This is a genomic window from Pantoea sp. 18059, assembly GCF_902706165.1.
In the GTDB taxonomy this organism is placed as follows: domain Bacteria; phylum Pseudomonadota; class Gammaproteobacteria; order Enterobacterales; family Enterobacteriaceae; genus Pantoea; species Pantoea agglomerans.
This window is the reverse complement of record NZ_CACSJS010000006.1, coordinates 77,223-93,895: the sequence shown is the minus strand read 5'-3', so window position 1 is coordinate 93,895 and position 16,673 is coordinate 77,223. Positions and strand designations below refer to the sequence as shown.

Below are 16,673 nucleotides of genomic sequence, written 5' to 3'. Positions count from 1 at the left end.
TTAATCATCAGTAGAACGAGTGTTCACCGCGCTGATGCTCAGTAATATCCCGCACGCCTTTGAGTTCCGGGAAGGCGGCCAGCAGCTCTTTCTCGATACCATCTTTCAGGGTCACGTCGATCATCGAACAGCCGTTACAGCCGCCGCCAAACTGCAGAATGGCGTAGCCCTCATCGGTGATCTCCATCAGCGACACGCGACCGCCATGGCCGGCCAGCTGTGGGTTGATCTGCGCCTGAAGCAGATACTCAACGCGCTCAACCATTGGCGCATCATCAGAGACTTTACGCATTTTGGCATTCGGCGCTTTCAGCGTCAGCTGTGAACCAAGATTGTCGGTAACGAAGTCAATTTCAGCATCTTCCAGATACGGCTTGCTCAGTTCATCAACGTAAGCAGAGAGCTTTTCGAACTTCAGTTCGGTGTCAGTAGCTTCAACGGCATCGGGCGGACAGTAAGAGACGCCACACTCGGCTGTTGGCGTACCCGGGTTAATCACGAATACGCGAATCTGGGTGCCATCTTCTTGTTTGGATAGCAGTTTAGAAAAATGTTCCTGGGCAGAGTCAGTAATTCGGATCATGTCGATTGCTCAATAGTTGACTAATTTAGTTGGTTATAATACGCCCATCAAAGACGCTCTACAAGGTACGGCACAGGCACCAGACCTGCACGCTGGCGGCACCCTGGGCCATTAACAGGCGGCTGATTTCATCTACCGTACTGCCGGTGGTAATGACGTCATCCAGCAGAGCGATATGGCGTCCCTGCACCACCATTTCAAGGCAGAAAGCACCCCGTAAGTTGGTGCGGCGCTGGCGGGCGCTGAGCTGATGCTGTAATGCGCCCCCGCGCTTGCGGGAAAGACCTTCGCGCCATTCACATCCCAGCCAGTGCGCCAGCGGTGCGGCCAGCAGTACCGTCTGATTAAAGCCACGCTGCCAGCGTCGTCGCCGATGCAGCGGAACCGGCAGCAGCAGATCGGGACGCGGCACACTGCCACGCCGGTAAACATTAAGCCAGCTTAGCAAAAGCAGCCGCGCCAGCATCACCCTGAGTGCGGTTATGTGAGAAAATTTAAGCTGGTTAACCCACTGGCTGAACGGCGGACAATAGTCATTGACGCAGACCAGCGCCTGCCAGGCGGGCGGTTTAAGCTGGCAGCGGCCGCAGGCGACCTTTGCTGAACCTGCCGGCAATCCGCAGCGTGGACAGAGCAGCGGTAACGGCGGTAATCCGCGCAGACATAAGCTGCAGATGCCGTGCCGGGCTATCCGCAACGGCATCCGGCATAGCCAACACAGGGCAGGCATTGCTAGCATAGCGACCTCCTTATCATTTTCGGGATAGTAACTGATGACGTCGCTCTACTGGCACACCTGCGGAGAAGGAAAACGCGATCTTGTGCTGCTGCACGGATGGGGACTGAATGCCGAAGTCTGGCAAAGCATCATTCCGCGACTCAGTGCGCACTATCGCCTGCATCTGGTCGATCTGCCCGGCTATGGCCGCAGCCAGCATTTCGGTGCGCTGACGCTGGAGCAGATGGCAGCGCAATTGCTGCCTGCGCTGCCACCGCAGTCGATTGTGGTGGGCTGGTCGCTGGGCGGACTGGTGGCGACGCAGCTGGCGCTGAGTGCGCCAGAAAAACTGGCTGCACTGATCACCGTTGCCTCGTCGCCCTGTTTCACCGCCACAGAGAGCTGGCCCGGCATTAAACCGGAGACGCTGCAGAACTTTCAGCAGATGCTCAGCAACGATTTCCAGCGCACGGTGGAGCGCTTTCTGGCGCTGCAGACGCTGGGTACCGAAACGGCTCGCGCCGATGCGCGGCAGCTGAAAGAGGTGGTGCTGTCGCAGCCGATGCCGGAAGTGGCGGTGCTGGATGGCGGACTGGATATTCTGCGCCAGGTCGATCTGCGCGACGCGTTACCGCAGATTACGCTGCCGTTCCTGCGACTCTATGGCGCGTTAGATGGACTGGTGCCGCGCCGGATTGCGGCGGAGATAGATGAAATGTTGCCAGCATCGCCCTCAGTGGTTATCGAAAAAGCCGCACATGCGCCTTTTATTTCCCATCCTGAGCGCTTTTGCCTGCATATTGTTAATTTTATCAGTAATCTGCCGTGATAATGACGCTTTGAACTGGCAAAATCGCAGACAGCAGCAATACTTCTCTCTGTGAGCGAGGCCGTTGCAATTTTATGTGATTAGTCATGGAAATGACTATGCCGTTCCATACTGCCTTACGCGTTTAGCGGCTGCTTACATCTCACAATGGATCATGAATGAGGGTAAACATAATGAAGGTTTTTAAATGGGTTGTGGCTTCAATGATGATGGGCGCGATTTCATTTTCTGCGATGGCAGCGAAAGAAGTCACCCAGGAAGAAGTTAAAACAATGAACCTGCAAAAGATCGGCAACGTTAACACCACGGCGGAAACCACCTCGCCAATGGATGCTAAGAAAGTGTTGTCGAAGCTCGCTGACGAAAAGGGCGGTAAATATTACCGCGTGATCGCAGGCCGCGAACACGGTAAATTCAGCGCAACGGCTGAAGTCTACAAGTAATTAACGTAGCCACATGAACTGCCAGGCATCCAGCTTAACCGGCTGGGTGCCATCAATTTTCTCTCCGCTCACCACATCCTGCAACGTATGCGCCACCGGTAATTGCGTCTCCACTGACCGTCCACTGAGATTAAACACGCACAGCAGCCCGTCGCCGCTTTCTGGCTGATGACGTCTGAGCACCAGCACGGCATTTTCGCTCTCATAAAGCGTCATCGGATTATCCGGGTGAAACGCAGGCTGACGACGACGCAGCTGAATCAGTTGCCCGAGCCGGGTATAGACCTGCTGGCGCAGCCAGTTACCGCCCGCCAGATCTCCCTCAATCTGCTGTAAATCATACTTCTGCCGATTAATCGCCCGGTTGTGTCCGGCGGCGCGCACGCCATCGTAATGGTTACGACCACCCAGAATGCTCTGGATATAGATGGCAGGCACGCCGGGAAAGACCAGCAGAATCGCATGGGCCAGCAAAAAACGTTTCAGCCGCGTGGCGTCATCGTCATCTTCACGGTTGAGCGCATCCAGATAGGTGACGTTGATTTCATAGGGGCTGGTGGTGCCGTCAGGGTTGTTTTTATAGGAGACCAGCGCGCCTTCCAGCGCCAGATCGCGCACCAGCGCCACAATCTCTACTTCAGACAAAATGCCGCGCGCCGGATTAAGGCCGATGCCGTCGTGTGACGCCAGAAAGTTGAAAAAGGTGGTGTCGTTGCTGCTGAGATCCAGAGCGCTCGCCCACTGCCGCAGTGCGCGCGCCGAGCCGGTGTGAATCGCATGCAGTACCAGCGGCGGCAGTGAAAACTGATAGACCATCTGCGCCTCATCGTGCCCGTTGCCCAGATAGCTGATGTTGTCCTGATGCGGCACGTTAGTCTCGGTGATAATCACCGTGCCAGGCGCAACCTGGTCGGCAATAGCGCGAAACAGCTTCACCAGCTGATGAGTCTTTTCCAGATGAATACAGCGCGTGCCGGGCGTTTTCCACATGTAGCCGACCGCATCGAGACGCACATAGTCAGCGCCGCGTTTCAGGTAATCGAGCAGCACATTGACCATGCGCAGCAGCACCTCAGGATTGGCAAAGTTGAGGTCGATCTGGTCAGCGCTGAAGGTGGTCCAGATAAAGCGGGTTTCGCCATCCGCCATTTTAAACGGCGTCAGCAGCGGCGAGGTGCGCGGACGCGTCACGGCGCTGAGATCGGTGGCGGGCGGCATACTGATAAAGAAATCGTCCCAGCCGGGATCCTGCGCCAGGAAGTGGCTGAACCAGGCGCTGTGTGCCGACATATGGTTGCAGACAAAATCGAACATCAGCCGGGTTTCCTGATGCAGCCGCGCAATGTCCTGCCAGTCGCCGCACAGCGGATCGACCTGATGGTAATCAATCACCGAAAAGCCGTCATCGGACGACCAGGGGAAAAAGGGCAGCAGGTGAACCAGCGGAAACGTGGATTGCAGGTGCTGCTGATAGAACCGGGAAAAGGTGCTGAGCGTGGGTTTATCGGCTTCGCGAAACTGATCGGCATAGGTGATCAGCACCACATCCTGCTCATCCCAGTGTGCCTTGCGCGGCAGCTTAATGGCCTCGCGGGCGGTGGCGATGTCAGCCAGCAGGCGCGCAAAGGTCGCCTCCGGAAATGTGCCAGCATAAATCTTATCAATCAGATCGGTGATCGTTTCCATCGTGAATTGGGTGCCACAGCAGGTGTTGTTTTTATGACAGGCGTCTTTTTAGCGTAGCGCGATGGCGGGGATTTTCAACCGGGGAGAAGGGTGTGAAGAGGGGGCCAGGCAGTGGCCCCCTGAAAAGCTTAGCGTTTTTTACCGAAAGCCGCAGCCAGCGCATCACCCATCGCACTGTTACCTGCTGACGAGCTGACCGGACGCGGACGACCTTTCGCGTTGTTCTGACGTTTCTCCTCGCGCGGAGCAGCGTTTTTCGCGCCACCACGGGCATTGCCTTCGCCTGGCTGCTCATCAAGACGCATGGTCAGGGCAATACGCTTGCGCTGGAGATCGACCTCCATCACTTTCACTTTGACGATATCGCCCGCTTTCACCACCTGATGCGGATCTTCCACGAAGCGATCGGAGAGCGAAGAGATATGCACCAGGCCATCCTGATGCACGCCGATATCCACAAATGCACCGAAGTTGGTCACGTTAGTGACGGCACCTTCGAGGATCATGCCCGGCGTCAGATCGTTCAGCGTCTCTACGCCTTCAGCGAACTGTGCGGTTTTAAACTCAGGACGCGGATCGCGGCCCGGCTTCTCAAGCTCTTTCATGATGTCGGTGACGGTCGGCAGACCAAAACGTTCATCAATGAAATCGCGGGCGCTGAGATTACGCAGGCTGCCTGCGTTGCCCATCAGATCGCTCAGTGCCTGCTCGGTGGCGGCCAGGATGCGCTCCACCACCGGGTAGGCTTCCGGATGCACAGTCGAGGCATCCAGCGGGTTATCGCCATGGTTGATGCGCAGGAAGCCCGCACACTGCTCAAAGGCTTTTGGCCCAAGGCGGCTCACTTTCAGCAACTGCTGACGGTTCTGGAAGCGGCCATGCTCATCACGCCAGCCGACAATATTCTGCGCCATCATGCGCGTCAGGCCCGCCACGCGGGTCAGCAGCGGCACCGAGGCGGTGTTGAGGTCAACGCCGACGGCATTCACGCAATCTTCCACTACCGCGTCGAGTTTCTTCGCCAGCTGGCTCTGACTGACGTCATGCTGATACTGACCCACACCGATCGATTTCGGGTCGATTTTCACCAGCTCAGCCAGCGGATCCTGCAAACGTCGGGCAATCGACACCGCGCCGCGCAGCGAAACATCGAGATCCGGGAACTCCAGCGCCGCCAGTTCAGAGGCCGAATAGACAGATGCGCCAGCTTCACTGACAATCACTTTTTGCGCCGTGACCTGCGGGAACTGCTGCTGCAGATCCAGGAAGAAGCGCTCAGTTTCACGTGAAGCGGTGCCGTTGCCAATCGCCACCAGCTCAACCTGATGCTTAATGCAGAGTGCCGCTACGGCGGCCGCGGCTTTCGCGGTCTGGCCGGTATGCGGATAGACGGTATCGGTCGCGACGACCTTGCCGGTGGCATCGACCACCGCCACTTTGACACCGGTGCGCAGGCCTGGGTCCAGCCCCATGGTGGCGCGCATACCGGCGGGAGCGGCCATCAGCAGATCGTGCAGGTTGCGGGCAAAGACGTTAATCGCTTCATCTTCTGCGCGTTCGCGCACCGTGCCCATCAGCTCCGTTTCCAGATGCAGCATCACCTTGATGCGCCACGTCCAGCTCACCACCGCTTTACGCCAGCTGTCGGCAGGAGCGTTATTCAGGCGCAGGTTCAGGTGCTCAGCAATCAGCGTTTCGCCGTGGCTTTCACGCGGTGCTTCATCAAACTGTGGATCGGCATTCAGCGACAGTTGCAGCACGCCTTCGTTGCGGCCACGCAGCATCGCCAGCGCACGGTGCGACGGCACGCCGCTCAGCGCTTCATGGTGATCAAAGTAGTCGCGGAACTTCGCGCCCGCTTCCTCTTTGCCTTCCACCACGCGTGACACCAGATGGGCATTTTTCCACAGGTAATTACGCACCTTCGCCAGCAGCGCGGCATCTTCAGCGAAACGCTCCATCAGAATGTAGCGGGCACCATCCAGCGCGGCACGGACGTCGGCGACGCCTTTGTCGGCATCGACATACTGTTCGGCAAGCTGCTCAGGAATGTGAGACGGCTCCTGCCACAGCGTCTCCGCCAGCGGCTCCAGACCCGCTTCGATAGCGATCTGTCCACGCGTCCGGCGTTTCTGTTTGTAGGGCAGGTAGAGGTCTTCAAGCTCGGTTTTGCTGAGGGTGGTGTTGATCGCGCGGGCGAGGTCGTCAGTGAGTTTCCCCTGATCGTCAATCGACTTCAGAATCGACTGGCGTCGCTCTTCAAGTTCACGCAGATAGCTGAGGCGGGTTTCCAGCTGGCGCAACTGGGTATCATCCAGCCCGCCGGTGACCTCTTTACGATAGCGTGCGATAAACGGCACGGTATTCCCTTCATCCAGCAGGCGAACGGCGGCGTCAACTTGCTCTGGACGCGCCTGGAGCTCACTGGCAATTATCTGGCTCAGAACTTTCATCATCAGGATTGTCTTGCTTTCCGGGTTGAGAAATAGCCGACAGTTATACGGATTGATGGTTAAAATTGCCAGAGACGCGGGCGGCTTTCAGCGATAATCTGAAGGGTTATTGCGGGTAGTCAATCGCGTTGATATACCACAGTGCCGGCCCCACTGGCGTCTCGACGGTGGCGGCATCGCCGACCTCTTTTTTCAGCAGCGCCCGCGCCATGGGCGAGTCGATGGAGATGTAATCTTTGCGGCCAAAAATCTCATCGTAGCCCACAATGCGGAAGCGTTTTAGGTCGCCCTCATCGTTTTCAATTTCCACCCAGGCGCCAAAGAAGACTTTGCCATCCTGCTGGGGTGAATAGTCAACGATACGCAGCTGTTCAAGACTTTTGGTCAGATAGCGAACGCGACGGTCGATTTCACGCAGCCGTTTTTTGTTGTACTGATAATCGGCATTTTCACTGCGATCGCCAAGACTGGCAGCCCAGGTGACTTTTTTTGTCACTTCCGGTCGCTCTTCACGCCAGAGATAGTCGAGTTCTGCTTTCAGCTTATCGAAGCCTTCGCGGGTAATGAGTCGGGTTTTCATGCTATACCGGCCAGAGAGATCCAAAGAGGAACAGTGTAAGACAAAGGGGGCGCGGCAAAAAAGGGCGGGGAAAGGGTTTTTAAAGGCTAAAAACCCACGTTGACTTCCCCGGCGGCGAAAGGGTTGGTGCTGAACAACAATCTGAAGCCAGTAATCTGAAGCTGTAAAAGAAGTCGTGATACTTATTTACCGGCGTGAGTCGCCGTGGTGGTCGATGTACCGGTGCTGTGACCGTCACCGCCGCCGCCGCCCATGGTGGCCAGCGCAACGCCCAGCAGGGCTGCGACTGCGCCAACACCGATGGCGTTAGAGTTACCTTGTGCTGTGGTGGTTGCCGCTGCGCCAGCTGCTTCACCGGTGGCTGTGGCAGCATAAGCTGGAGTGACGCTGCTTAATGCCAGCGCGCTCAGCAGTAAAATTGTTTTTTTCATTGTGTGTAATCCCCGTTGAGACATCGAATGTTGCCTGAGCAGTCTGGTTGAAAACGGAGAAGGCGAAAAGTTGGCTTTACTGATTGATTTAACGGACTTTAATTTCAACTGGTCTTGCTGGTGGCACCGCTGAAACTAATCCGAGAGGAGAGTGGGGCGTTACGCAGGTTTGCTGGAATATTATGCTGTTTGGCTACTGTTGAGGTAGATTATCTGGAGCTTATCCACAGTGATGGCTGATCATTAAGTCAAATTGTCTGCTAACTTGCTGAATTCGTTCATCGAATAAAAACTGGCCCGCTTCTGACGCCAGCGATTCAGAGAAACAGAGCCGTTTTTTCAGATTTGCCGTAACAGGGGCCGGGCAGCGCCAGACGCGTTAAAACTGACCCGAAATCGCCTTAAATCAAATATAAGCTCCTGTTTAATATGCTTTGTAACAATTTTGGCTAGAATATAAACCATTAATGACTGTCACTATAAGGCATCTTTTTTTAACAATGTTGGCTCAGGCAATAGCGCCTTTGGGAGTTGAAAATGCAAGAGAACTACAAAATTCTGGTCGTCGATGATGATATGCGTCTGCGTGCACTGCTTGAACGCTATCTCACCGAGCAGGGCTTTCAGGTGCGCAGTGTCGCTAATGCCGAGCAGATGGATCGTCTGTTAACCCGTGAATCCTTTCATCTGATGGTGCTCGACCTGATGTTGCCAGGCGAGGATGGTCTCTCTATCTGCCGTCGTCTGCGCAGTCAGAGCAACCCGATGCCGATTATTATGGTGACCGCCAAGGGCGAAGAGGTGGATCGTATCGTGGGGCTGGAGATCGGCGCCGACGACTATATTCCTAAACCCTTTAACCCGCGTGAGCTGCTGGCGCGTATCCGTGCGGTGCTGCGCCGTCAGGCCAATGAACTGCCAGGCGCGCCTTCGCAGGAAGAGGCGATCATCGCCTTTGGTAAGTTCAAACTTAACCTCGGCACCCGCGAGATGTTCCGTGAAGATGAGCCGATGCCACTGACCAGCGGTGAGTTTGCGGTGCTGAAAGCACTGGTCAGCCACCCGCGTGAGCCGCTGTCTCGCGATAAGCTGATGAACCTGGCGCGTGGCCGTGAATACAGCGCCATGGAACGTTCGATTGACGTCCAGATCTCCCGCCTGCGTCGCATGGTGGAAGAGGATCCTGCGCATCCGCGTTATATCCAGACCGTCTGGGGTCTGGGCTACGTCTTTGTGCCGGACGGCAGTAAAGCATGAAGCGACTGCGCTTCTCGCCTCGCAGTTCGTTTGCCCGCACCCTGCTGCTGATCGTTACCCTGCTGTTTGTCAGCCTGGTAACGACCTATCTGGTGGTGCTGAACTTCGCCATTCTTCCCAGCCTGCAACAGTTCAATAAGGTGCTCGCTTACGAAGTTCGTATGCTGATGACCGACCGGTTGCAGCTGGAAGATGGCACGCAGCTGGAAGTGCCACCGGCGTTTCGCCGGGAAATCTACCGCGAACTGGGGATCTCGCTCTACACCAATGCAGCAGCAGAGGAGAGCGGATTACGATGGGCGCAGCACTATGAATTCCTGAGCGAGCAGATGGGCCAGCAGCTTGGCGGTCCCACCGATGTGCGGGTTGAGGTTAACAAAAACTCGCCCGTCGTCTGGCTGAAAACCTGGCTGTCGCCCGATATCTGGGTGCGGGTGCCGCTGACTGAGATTCATCAGGGCGACTTCTCGCCGCTGTTCCGCTACACCCTGGCGATTATGCTGCTGGCGATTGGCGGTGCCTGGCTGTTTATCCGCATCCAGAACCGCCCGCTGGTGGATCTGGAGCACGCCGCTCTGCAGGTCGGGCGCGGGATTATTCCGCCGCCGCTGCGCGAGTATGGCGCGTCAGAAGTGCGATCGGTGACCCGCGCCTTTAACCAGATGGCGGCCGGGGTGAAGCAGCTGGCGGATGACCGCACGCTCTTAATGGCGGGCGTCAGCCACGATTTGCGAACGCCGCTGACCCGTATTCGTCTCGCCACCGAGATGATGAGCGAGCAGGATGGCTACCTGGCCGAATCGATTAATAAAGATATCGAAGAGTGCAACGCCATTATCGAACAGTTCATCGACTACCTGCGTACCGGTCAGGAGATGCAGACTGAGCGCGCCGACCTTAACAGTGTGCTGGGCGAAGTGGTGGCCGCTGAAAGCGGCTATGAACGTGAGATCGAAAATGCGGTGATGCCGGAAGAGTTAATGCTGGATATCAACCCGCTGTCGATTAAACGGGCACTGGCTAACCTGGTGGTCAATGCCGCGCGATACGGTAATGGCTGGATCAGGGTCAGCAGCGGACGGGAACTGCATCGTGCCTGGTTCCAGGTGGAAGATGATGGACCTGGCATTAAGCCGGATCAGCTGGCGCATCTGTTCCAGCCCTTTGTGCGCGGCGACAGCGCCCGCAGCACCAGCGGAACCGGTCTGGGCCTGGCGATCGTGCAGCGTATCATCGATGCCCATCAGGGCTCGCTGGAGATTGGCGAGAGCGAACGCGGCGGTTTACGCATTCGTGCCTGGTTGCCGTTAGTGGAAAGCATGGCGCTGAGCCACAACAACGGCAGCAACAGCGTGTCGGGATGATAAAAACGGCGCGGCAGTTTCATTGCCGCGCCGCTTCTTTTAGCGTTGCGGGCCAGCTTTCACCAGCGCAGCACCTGCGGCGTTATCCGTGTACTTGTCGAAGTTATCAATAAAACGCTGCGCCAGACCTTCGGCGGCGGCGGTCCACTTCTCCTCACTCTCCCAGCTACGACGCGGATCGAGCGTATCACTATCCAGTTCGCCCAGCGTAACCGGCATCTGCAGATTAAAGATCGGCAGCGTTTCCATCGGCGCATCATCCAGCTCACCCGCCAGAATGGCATTGATAATGGCGCGGGTATTCTTCAGTGAGATGCGTTTGCCGCTGCCGTTCCAGCCGGTATTGACCAGATAAGCCTGCGCACCGGACGCCTCCATCCGTTTCACCAGCACTTCCGCATACTGCGTCGGATGCAGCATCAGGAACGCCGCGCCGAAACAGGCGGAGAAGGTGGGGGTCGGCTCAGTGACGCCACGCTCGGTCCCCGCCAGTTTGGCGGTGAAACCTGACAGGAAATGATACTGCGTCTGCTCCGGCGTCAGACGTGAAACCGGCGGCAGCACGCCAAACGCATCGGCGGTCAGGAAAATCACTTTCTTCGCGTGGCCCGCTTTTGAGACCGGCTGCACGATATTGTCGATGTGATTGATCGGATAGGAGACGCGGGTGTTTTCGGTTTTGCTGCCGTCGTCATAATCGACGCTGCCATCTTCGCGAACCACCACATTTTCCAGCAGCGCATTGCGGCGAATGGCGCGGTAGATCTCCGGCTCAGCCTGCTCAGAGAGGTTGATGGTTTTGGCGTAACAACCGCCCTCGAAGTTAAACACGCCATCATCGTCCCAGCCGTGCTCATCGTCACCGATCAGCTGGCGGTCAGGATCGGTAGAAAGTGTGGTTTTACCGGTGCCCGAGAGGCCAAAGAAGACCGCCACATCGCCCGCTTTACCCACGTTTGCTGAGCAGTGCATCGAGGCGATGCCTTTCAGCGGCAGCAGGTAGTTCATGATGGCGAACAGACCTTTCTTCATCTCGCCGCCGTACCAGGTTCCGCCAATCAGCTGCATGCGTTCAGTCAGATTGAAGGCGACAAAGTTTTCAGAGTGAAGACCCTGCGCCTGCCAGTCTGGATTGGTACATTTGGCGCCGTTCATCACCACAAAGTCGGGAGTGAATTCGGCCAGTTCAGCGTCGTCAGGCTGGATGAACATGTTCTTCACGAAGTGTGCCTGCCAGGCCACTTCGGTGACAAAACGTACGCTCAGACGGGAATCGGCATTGGCACCACAGAACGCATCCACCACAAACAGGCGCTTGCCGGAAAGCTGGCGGGTGACGCAGCTTTTCAGCGCGTTCCAGGTCTCCTGCGACAGGGGCTGATTGTCGTTTTTGCCGGTGCCCTGGTCGTTCCACCACAGGGTATCGCGCGTGGTGTCGTCACGCACAATGTACTTATCCTTTGGCGATCGCCCGGTGAAAATCCCGGTGTCTACTGCAATCGCGCCGCTCTGCGTCAGGGTGCCACGAGCAAAACCTTCGAGGTCCGGGCGCGTCTCTTCCTGAAAAAGCGTGTCGTAATCAGGGTTGTAAACCACTTCCGTGGTATCCACGATGCCCAAAGCGGCAAGGTCTTGCGAGGTCAGGCCGTTAACGCGCATTTTACTGCTCCTTAAATCGGTGTCTGTTCTGCAAAGCAGAGATAGGTTGGGATCGTGCCACCGGCTGTTGTATCGGGTGCGGCAAATCACTGACAGTCGACTGCGCTTCGTCACGACAGCCTGCAAAGATCACCGGGCAATTCAGGGCATCTGCCTCTGACTTCCGGGCGTTTGCACGATCGCGCGCAGTTTACTCTTCTGCGTTAAGGGAAAAAGGGCAGTGATCTAAAAATGCGACTCAGGGCGCGTTAAGGCTATGTTTCGAACGTTTAAAAGATGTTATGAAAGTAAAAAAAGATAATTTGTCTGAAAAATTATGGGGATAGGCATGGGCGGCGCGGAAGGGGCGGCAGAAGCCGCCCGATAAATCAGTGAAGCTGGTTATTATTCTCAAGGGAGTGGCTGCGAATACCGGCGATATCGACAGCGTCAAACACGTAGTTTGAGCCGCAATAGTCGCAGTGCATGTCGATTTTGCCATCTTCCGCGATGATCTCATCCACCTCTTCCTGCGGCAGCGTGGTCAGTACTTCGCCACAGCGCTCACGCGAGCAGGTGCATTTGTAGATCACCGGCTGCGGATCGTAGAGGGTGACCTCTTCCTGATGGTAGAGACGCCACAGCGCTTCATTCGCAGGCAGATCGATCAGCTCTTCCGTTTTAATGGTTTCGGTCAGCGTTGCCAGATGGTCGAAAACCTCTTTCTCCGTATCCTGCGCCGGCATCACCTGCAGCAGAATACCCGCGGCGCCTTTGTCGCTGGTGCGGATAAACAGCCGCGTTGGCAACTGCTCTGAGCGCATGAAGTAATCTTCCAGGCACTCCGCCAGAGTTTCACCTTCCAGTCCCACCACTCCCTGATAACGTTCGCCCTTTTCAGGGGAAATGGTGATCACCAGATAGCCATTGCCCACCATGCTTTTCAGGGTACTGTCGTCCGGGATGTCGCCTTTGATACGCGCTACGCCGCGCAGTTCCTGGTTGTTGTTACCGTTGATCACCGCCAGCGACAGCGGACCGTCACCCTGCAATTGCACGGTGATTTCGCCATCAAACTTCAGCGTGGCAGTCAGCAGGCTGGTGGCGACCAGCATCTCACCCAGCAGCGTTTTAACCGGTGCCGGATAGTCATGGTTCTTTACGGTTTCACGCCAGGTGTCAGAGACGTTCACCAGCTCGCCGCGCACGGCGGCATTTTCAAACAGATAACGGTGCAGTTGATCCTGGGCTGACATATTTTTTCTCTCACTGGTACGGGGCGATGGCGCGTCAGCTAAGACGGCGTTATTCATCGCCCGATAATTTAAACTTCATCAAATCGCGACGCTCTTTTTTGTCAGGTCGCCGATCGGGATGGGGCATAGTCAGCGCATTCATTTTGCGCGCCTGCGCCATTTTTTCGCGTTTTTCAATGCTGGCATCGGTTTCGCGATAGAGCTGCTGGGCCTCGCTGGCGGGACGGCGCTGAGCGCTGATGTCCGCCACCACTACGGTGCGTTCATCGTTGCCCTGACGCAGTGTCAGTTCCGCATTCAGCTCTACCACCTTGCCGGGTTTGCTGCGCTGGCCGTTGTAATGCACTTTGCCGCCTTCAATCATCTCCCGCGCAATCGCCCGGGTTTTGTAAAAGCGCGCGGCCCACAGCCACTTGTCGAGGCGTACCTCTTCGCTGCTTTTCTCTTTCTTCATTGCTGCTCCTGACTCAGATCAGCGTCCGGTAATCGCCGGTGGCGCGATGACGCTGAAAGATTTGCTCAGGACGACCCGAATCGGGGTTCTTTACGCCTAAGCACTCGCCGATGCCCCATGACGCCGCAGCATCCAGAATCACTTCGCTATCATCGATAAACAGCGTGCGCGGCGCAGAAAAGCCGGTGTGCTGTTGTACCGCCTGCCATAAACGTTGGTCTTCTTTCGGATACCCAAAGGTATGGGTGGAAAGTAATAAATCAAGGTGCGGCGCTAAACCTGTCTGCGCCAGTTTGACGTCCAGATTGTAAGGATGCGCGTTGGTCAGCAGGATAGTGGACTTGCCGGCACGGCGCAGAGCCTGCAAAAAAGGCAGCGTATCGTCACGCAGCGCAATCCGGCTGCGCATCGCCCAGGTCATGGCACGGATGTCCAGCGCCAGCGCTTCTGCCCAGTAATCCAGACAATACCAGTTTAGCGTATGGGCGACGGCCTGATACTTTTCCGCGATGATCGCTTCGGCTTCCGCCCGGGTGATGCCGCGTTGCTGACTGAGTTGTTCAGGCACATGCTCCAGCCAGAAGTGGCGATCAAACGCCAAATCCAGCAGCGTGCCATCCATGTCGAGCAGCACGGTATCAATCTCAGACCAGTTGAGCATGCGGATGTTTCACCCTGTAAAAAAACCGGGCGACAGGGTAGCACAGAAGGGCAGGGCTCAGAATATCGGGCGCACGCTCTGCAAAGTGCCGAGGTTATGATTGAAGCACTTGTCGTAATAGTGCTGGATATCGATCATGCGCTGGCGATTAAGGTGCATACGGCGCAGCGCCAGTAACCCATTGATCACACCGCAGGTTAACAGCACCAGCAGCAGCAATACGGTGCCGAGATAGCGCCACTGCGCCATGGCATCCGGTTCATTGTGCAGCACAATGTGACGCGTGCCGTTGGCATCCGTTGAAATGCTGGTGATGATGCCGCTGGCGCTGAAAGGCGTATGCAGCAGCATGGCGGAGATACGTTGCAGTTCGCGCCACTGAGAGGGCGGATCGAGGTCAAACAGCGACACGGTTGGCTGAGGCTGATTCACCAGCTGGCGACCCTCGTCGCTGACGATCAGGAACCCCCCTGGCGGCGGGCTGTTAAGATTTTCTGCCGCACGACGGGTTTCGCGGAAAAAGAAGGTCGAGGTGGCGGTATTGACCAGGTTTTCCAGGGCTTCGGCACTGACCGGCCGCAGCAGCACATTCATGCCGTTTAGCTGGCCGGAATCTGCGCGACGCATCAGCGCTTCCCAGTCTTTGGCATTGCCCAGGTTCACCAGCGCATTTTTCAGGCGCATACAATCCTGTGGTTGATTACAGAGATCCTGCGTTTTCATCACCAGATCGGAGAAGTCATCCAGCAGGATCATGCCGGACTTCTGAATCGCGGAGGCCAGCTGCGGATTCAGTTTAGGATCGGTATTGGTTTCCGGATGCAGCTGCTTTGTGGTGGTCTCCAGCAGAGCAGCGGCTTTATCAATAATGTCCGATTGTGGCTGCGGCAACGGCGTGGCGTTATTCCAGTAGACCGCCGAGCAGTCGAACGGCATGAAGGCGTAACTTCGGTTGCTCTGATAGTTGTCCGGCACCGAACACATGCCGGTACCGCTCACTTTGAGGTTGTCGCCAATATTCAGGGGCACGCTGCTGAGTTTATCGACGCTGCTGACCTCCAGGCTGTCGGTGCCCCTGGCCCAGGCCAGACTGAGCTTGATCGGCATGCCGAGCGGGATCCAGGTGACCAGCATGGTCAGCACCATCAGTGAACCACAGGCCAGCACCACGTTTTTCCGCCAGCGCTGAATAGGGAAGTTTTTGACTTCATCCTGCAGCGACAGGAAGCGACCCTGACGCACCACCTGACGGTTAAGGTAGATCTCCACATCCGTCACCTGTCCGAGATCGTGCGCGACATAAGGCTGCCAGTGTGGTGGATAGGCGAGGTCAATAATCCCCAGTGTGATATTGCTCTGCTCCTGGTTCGATTCGCTGAACAGGCCCCAGCGCTTTGGCGCGCCGCGCAGGCAGTGTATGTCACGCAGGCCGCGCTCACCCGGAATGCGGTAGAGCAGCCACAGGCTGGCGGCAATCATGACTGCACCCGTCAGCACCAGCCAGATCATCAGCGTTGCGGGGACTAACAGGCTGAAGAAGAAGAGTAAGAAGGCAAGAGAGATGATCACCGCTTCACGCGTGCCATCTGGCCGCGACAGACGATACTCTTCCGGCGTCTCTTTGCGCACCTGCAGCAGTTCGACGTTTTCCGTTTCCGCTTTGCGGATAGAGGCGTTGGTCGACACCGGACGCATCAGCGTCGGCAGCGATTGCTGATCCACGGCGTAATCCACCAGCGAGTGGCCGTTCAGCGAGATCACCAGCGGAATAGATTGGGTGCGGATTAACTCAACGTAGTTTTCGTCGGCGATGTACTGCTCCCACAGCGGCGGCAGATGAACTTCAACTTCATCTAGGTAGTAGCGCCATTTATGGGGATCGTCCGTGGAGAGTCCGTAGCGGGTAATCGCACGGGTAACGGGGTAGACATTGTTGCTTTGTGCCGTCAGCGTCAGTCGTTCGGACGCGCTGCGCTTATCGGTCGTCACCGTAGTACGGGGCTGCTTTTCCAGCGCGGCGACATACTTATCAACCGCCTCACGCTCCTGAGCAGAGAGTTTACGGCAGGGCGGACTGATAAATGGCAGAGGTTTCGCCAACGGCGGACGATGCCGCATAGCGTACCAGAACCCAATGCCTGCCAGGATTGAACAGGTCAGCACTATGGCCAGGATCATCAAGATTGTGCTCATGCTCTGCTCAATTCAGCCAAAATGCTGCCTTCACTTTAAACTTTCGCTTTCGGTTATGCTCACTATAAAAGAGGCATTCCGGAAGATTATATAACCCTGAGGAGTCAGACACCCGATGAAATAGTGC

At 56.5% G+C, this 16,673-nt stretch carries 15 protein-coding genes; 4 read left to right on the top strand and 11 right to left on the bottom strand.

Annotated features, from left to right (window positions below):
- Nucleotides 1–7 precede the first annotated feature (7 nt).
- Both nfuA and gntX read right to left on the bottom strand, forming a co-directional pair.
- Entirely contained in the window at nucleotides 8–583 is a 576-nt protein-coding gene (gene nfuA / locus GVJ63_RS16195) for a Fe-S biogenesis protein NfuA (RefSeq protein WP_010253194.1), read from the bottom strand.
- Nucleotides 584–641: 58 nt separating this feature from the next.
- Nucleotides 642–1,322: a DNA utilization protein GntX gene (gene gntX, locus GVJ63_RS16190; protein WP_022624032.1), complete on the bottom strand. Its 681-nt coding sequence runs from the start codon at nucleotides 1,320–1,322 to the stop codon at nucleotides 642–644.
- A 34-nt stretch (nucleotides 1,323–1,356) separates the two neighbouring features.
- Here gntX and bioH point away from each other — a divergent pair, with 34 nt between their 5' ends.
- Entirely contained in the window at nucleotides 1,357–2,130 is a 774-nt protein-coding gene (gene bioH / locus GVJ63_RS16185; RefSeq protein WP_022624033.1) for a pimeloyl-ACP methyl ester esterase BioH, read from the top strand.
- A 173-nt stretch (nucleotides 2,131–2,303) separates the two neighbouring features.
- Nucleotides 2,304–2,573 (top strand): YdgH/BhsA/McbA-like domain containing protein, encoded by a 270-nt coding sequence (locus tag GVJ63_RS16180; protein ID WP_010671554.1) that lies wholly within the window; start codon nucleotides 2,304–2,306, stop codon nucleotides 2,571–2,573.
- Here GVJ63_RS16180 and GVJ63_RS16175 read toward each other — a convergent pair whose 3' ends face one another.
- From GVJ63_RS16175 to yjbE, 4 genes are all read right to left on the bottom strand, one after another.
- Nucleotides 2,574–4,259: an alpha-amylase family glycosyl hydrolase gene (locus GVJ63_RS16175; protein WP_010253185.1), complete on the bottom strand. Its 1,686-nt coding sequence runs from the start codon at nucleotides 4,257–4,259 to the stop codon at nucleotides 2,574–2,576.
- A 128-nt stretch (nucleotides 4,260–4,387) separates the two neighbouring features.
- Nucleotides 4,388–6,715, bottom strand: a complete 2,328-nt coding sequence (locus GVJ63_RS16170) for a Tex family protein (RefSeq protein WP_050680521.1) — start codon at nucleotides 6,713–6,715, stop codon at nucleotides 4,388–4,390.
- Nucleotides 6,716–6,818: 103 nt separating this feature from the next.
- Nucleotides 6,819–7,292, bottom strand: a complete 474-nt coding sequence (gene greB / locus GVJ63_RS16165; protein ID WP_010253180.1) for a transcription elongation factor GreB — start codon at nucleotides 7,290–7,292, stop codon at nucleotides 6,819–6,821.
- Between the two features lie 182 nt (nucleotides 7,293–7,474).
- Nucleotides 7,475–7,723, bottom strand: coding sequence for an exopolysaccharide production protein YjbE (gene yjbE, locus GVJ63_RS16160; protein ID WP_010253177.1), 249 nt, complete (start codon nucleotides 7,721–7,723; stop codon nucleotides 7,475–7,477).
- Nucleotides 7,724–8,260: 537 nt separating this feature from the next.
- Between yjbE and ompR the strand changes: the two genes are divergently transcribed.
- Together ompR and envZ are read left to right on the top strand one after the other, a co-directional pair.
- Nucleotides 8,261–8,980, top strand: a complete 720-nt coding sequence (ompR, locus tag GVJ63_RS16155; RefSeq protein WP_003853014.1) for a two-component system response regulator OmpR — start codon at nucleotides 8,261–8,263, stop codon at nucleotides 8,978–8,980.
- On the top strand, nucleotides 8,977–10,344 hold the full coding sequence (gene envZ / locus GVJ63_RS16150; RefSeq protein WP_010253168.1) for a two-component system sensor histidine kinase EnvZ: 1,368 nt from the start codon (nucleotides 8,977–8,979) through the stop codon (nucleotides 10,342–10,344). Before ompR ends, envZ begins: the two co-directional genes overlap by 4 nt.
- A 39-nt stretch (nucleotides 10,345–10,383) precedes the next feature.
- On the opposite strand, the gene pckA is transcribed toward envZ, so the two are convergent.
- The 5 genes from pckA to GVJ63_RS16125 all read right to left on the bottom strand — a co-directional run bounded on the left by pckA (nucleotide 10,384) and on the right by GVJ63_RS16125 (nucleotide 16,546).
- Complete coding sequence (pckA, locus tag GVJ63_RS16145; protein WP_010253165.1) at nucleotides 10,384–12,003, bottom strand: phosphoenolpyruvate carboxykinase (ATP); 1,620 nt, start codon at nucleotides 12,001–12,003, stop codon at nucleotides 10,384–10,386.
- A 368-nt stretch (nucleotides 12,004–12,371) separates the two neighbouring features.
- The gene (hslO, locus tag GVJ63_RS16140; RefSeq protein ID WP_010671560.1) at nucleotides 12,372–13,238 is read right to left on the bottom strand and encodes an Hsp33 family molecular chaperone HslO; all 867 of its coding nucleotides are present in this window, start codon (nucleotides 13,236–13,238) and stop codon (nucleotides 12,372–12,374) included.
- Nucleotides 13,239–13,287: 49 nt separating this feature from the next.
- Nucleotides 13,288–13,692, bottom strand: coding sequence for a ribosome-associated heat shock protein Hsp15 (hslR, locus tag GVJ63_RS16135; RefSeq protein ID WP_010253159.1), 405 nt, complete (start codon nucleotides 13,690–13,692; stop codon nucleotides 13,288–13,290).
- A gap of 13 nt (nucleotides 13,693–13,705) precedes the next feature.
- Nucleotides 13,706–14,353 (bottom strand): GMP/IMP nucleotidase, encoded by a 648-nt coding sequence (gene yrfG / locus GVJ63_RS16130; RefSeq protein WP_022624036.1) that lies wholly within the window; start codon nucleotides 14,351–14,353, stop codon nucleotides 13,706–13,708.
- Nucleotides 14,354–14,410: 57 nt separating this feature from the next.
- Nucleotides 14,411–16,546 (bottom strand): intracellular growth attenuator family protein, encoded by a 2,136-nt coding sequence (locus tag GVJ63_RS16125; RefSeq protein ID WP_033773015.1) that lies wholly within the window; start codon nucleotides 16,544–16,546, stop codon nucleotides 14,411–14,413.
- Nucleotides 16,547–16,673: the final 127 nt, after the last annotated feature.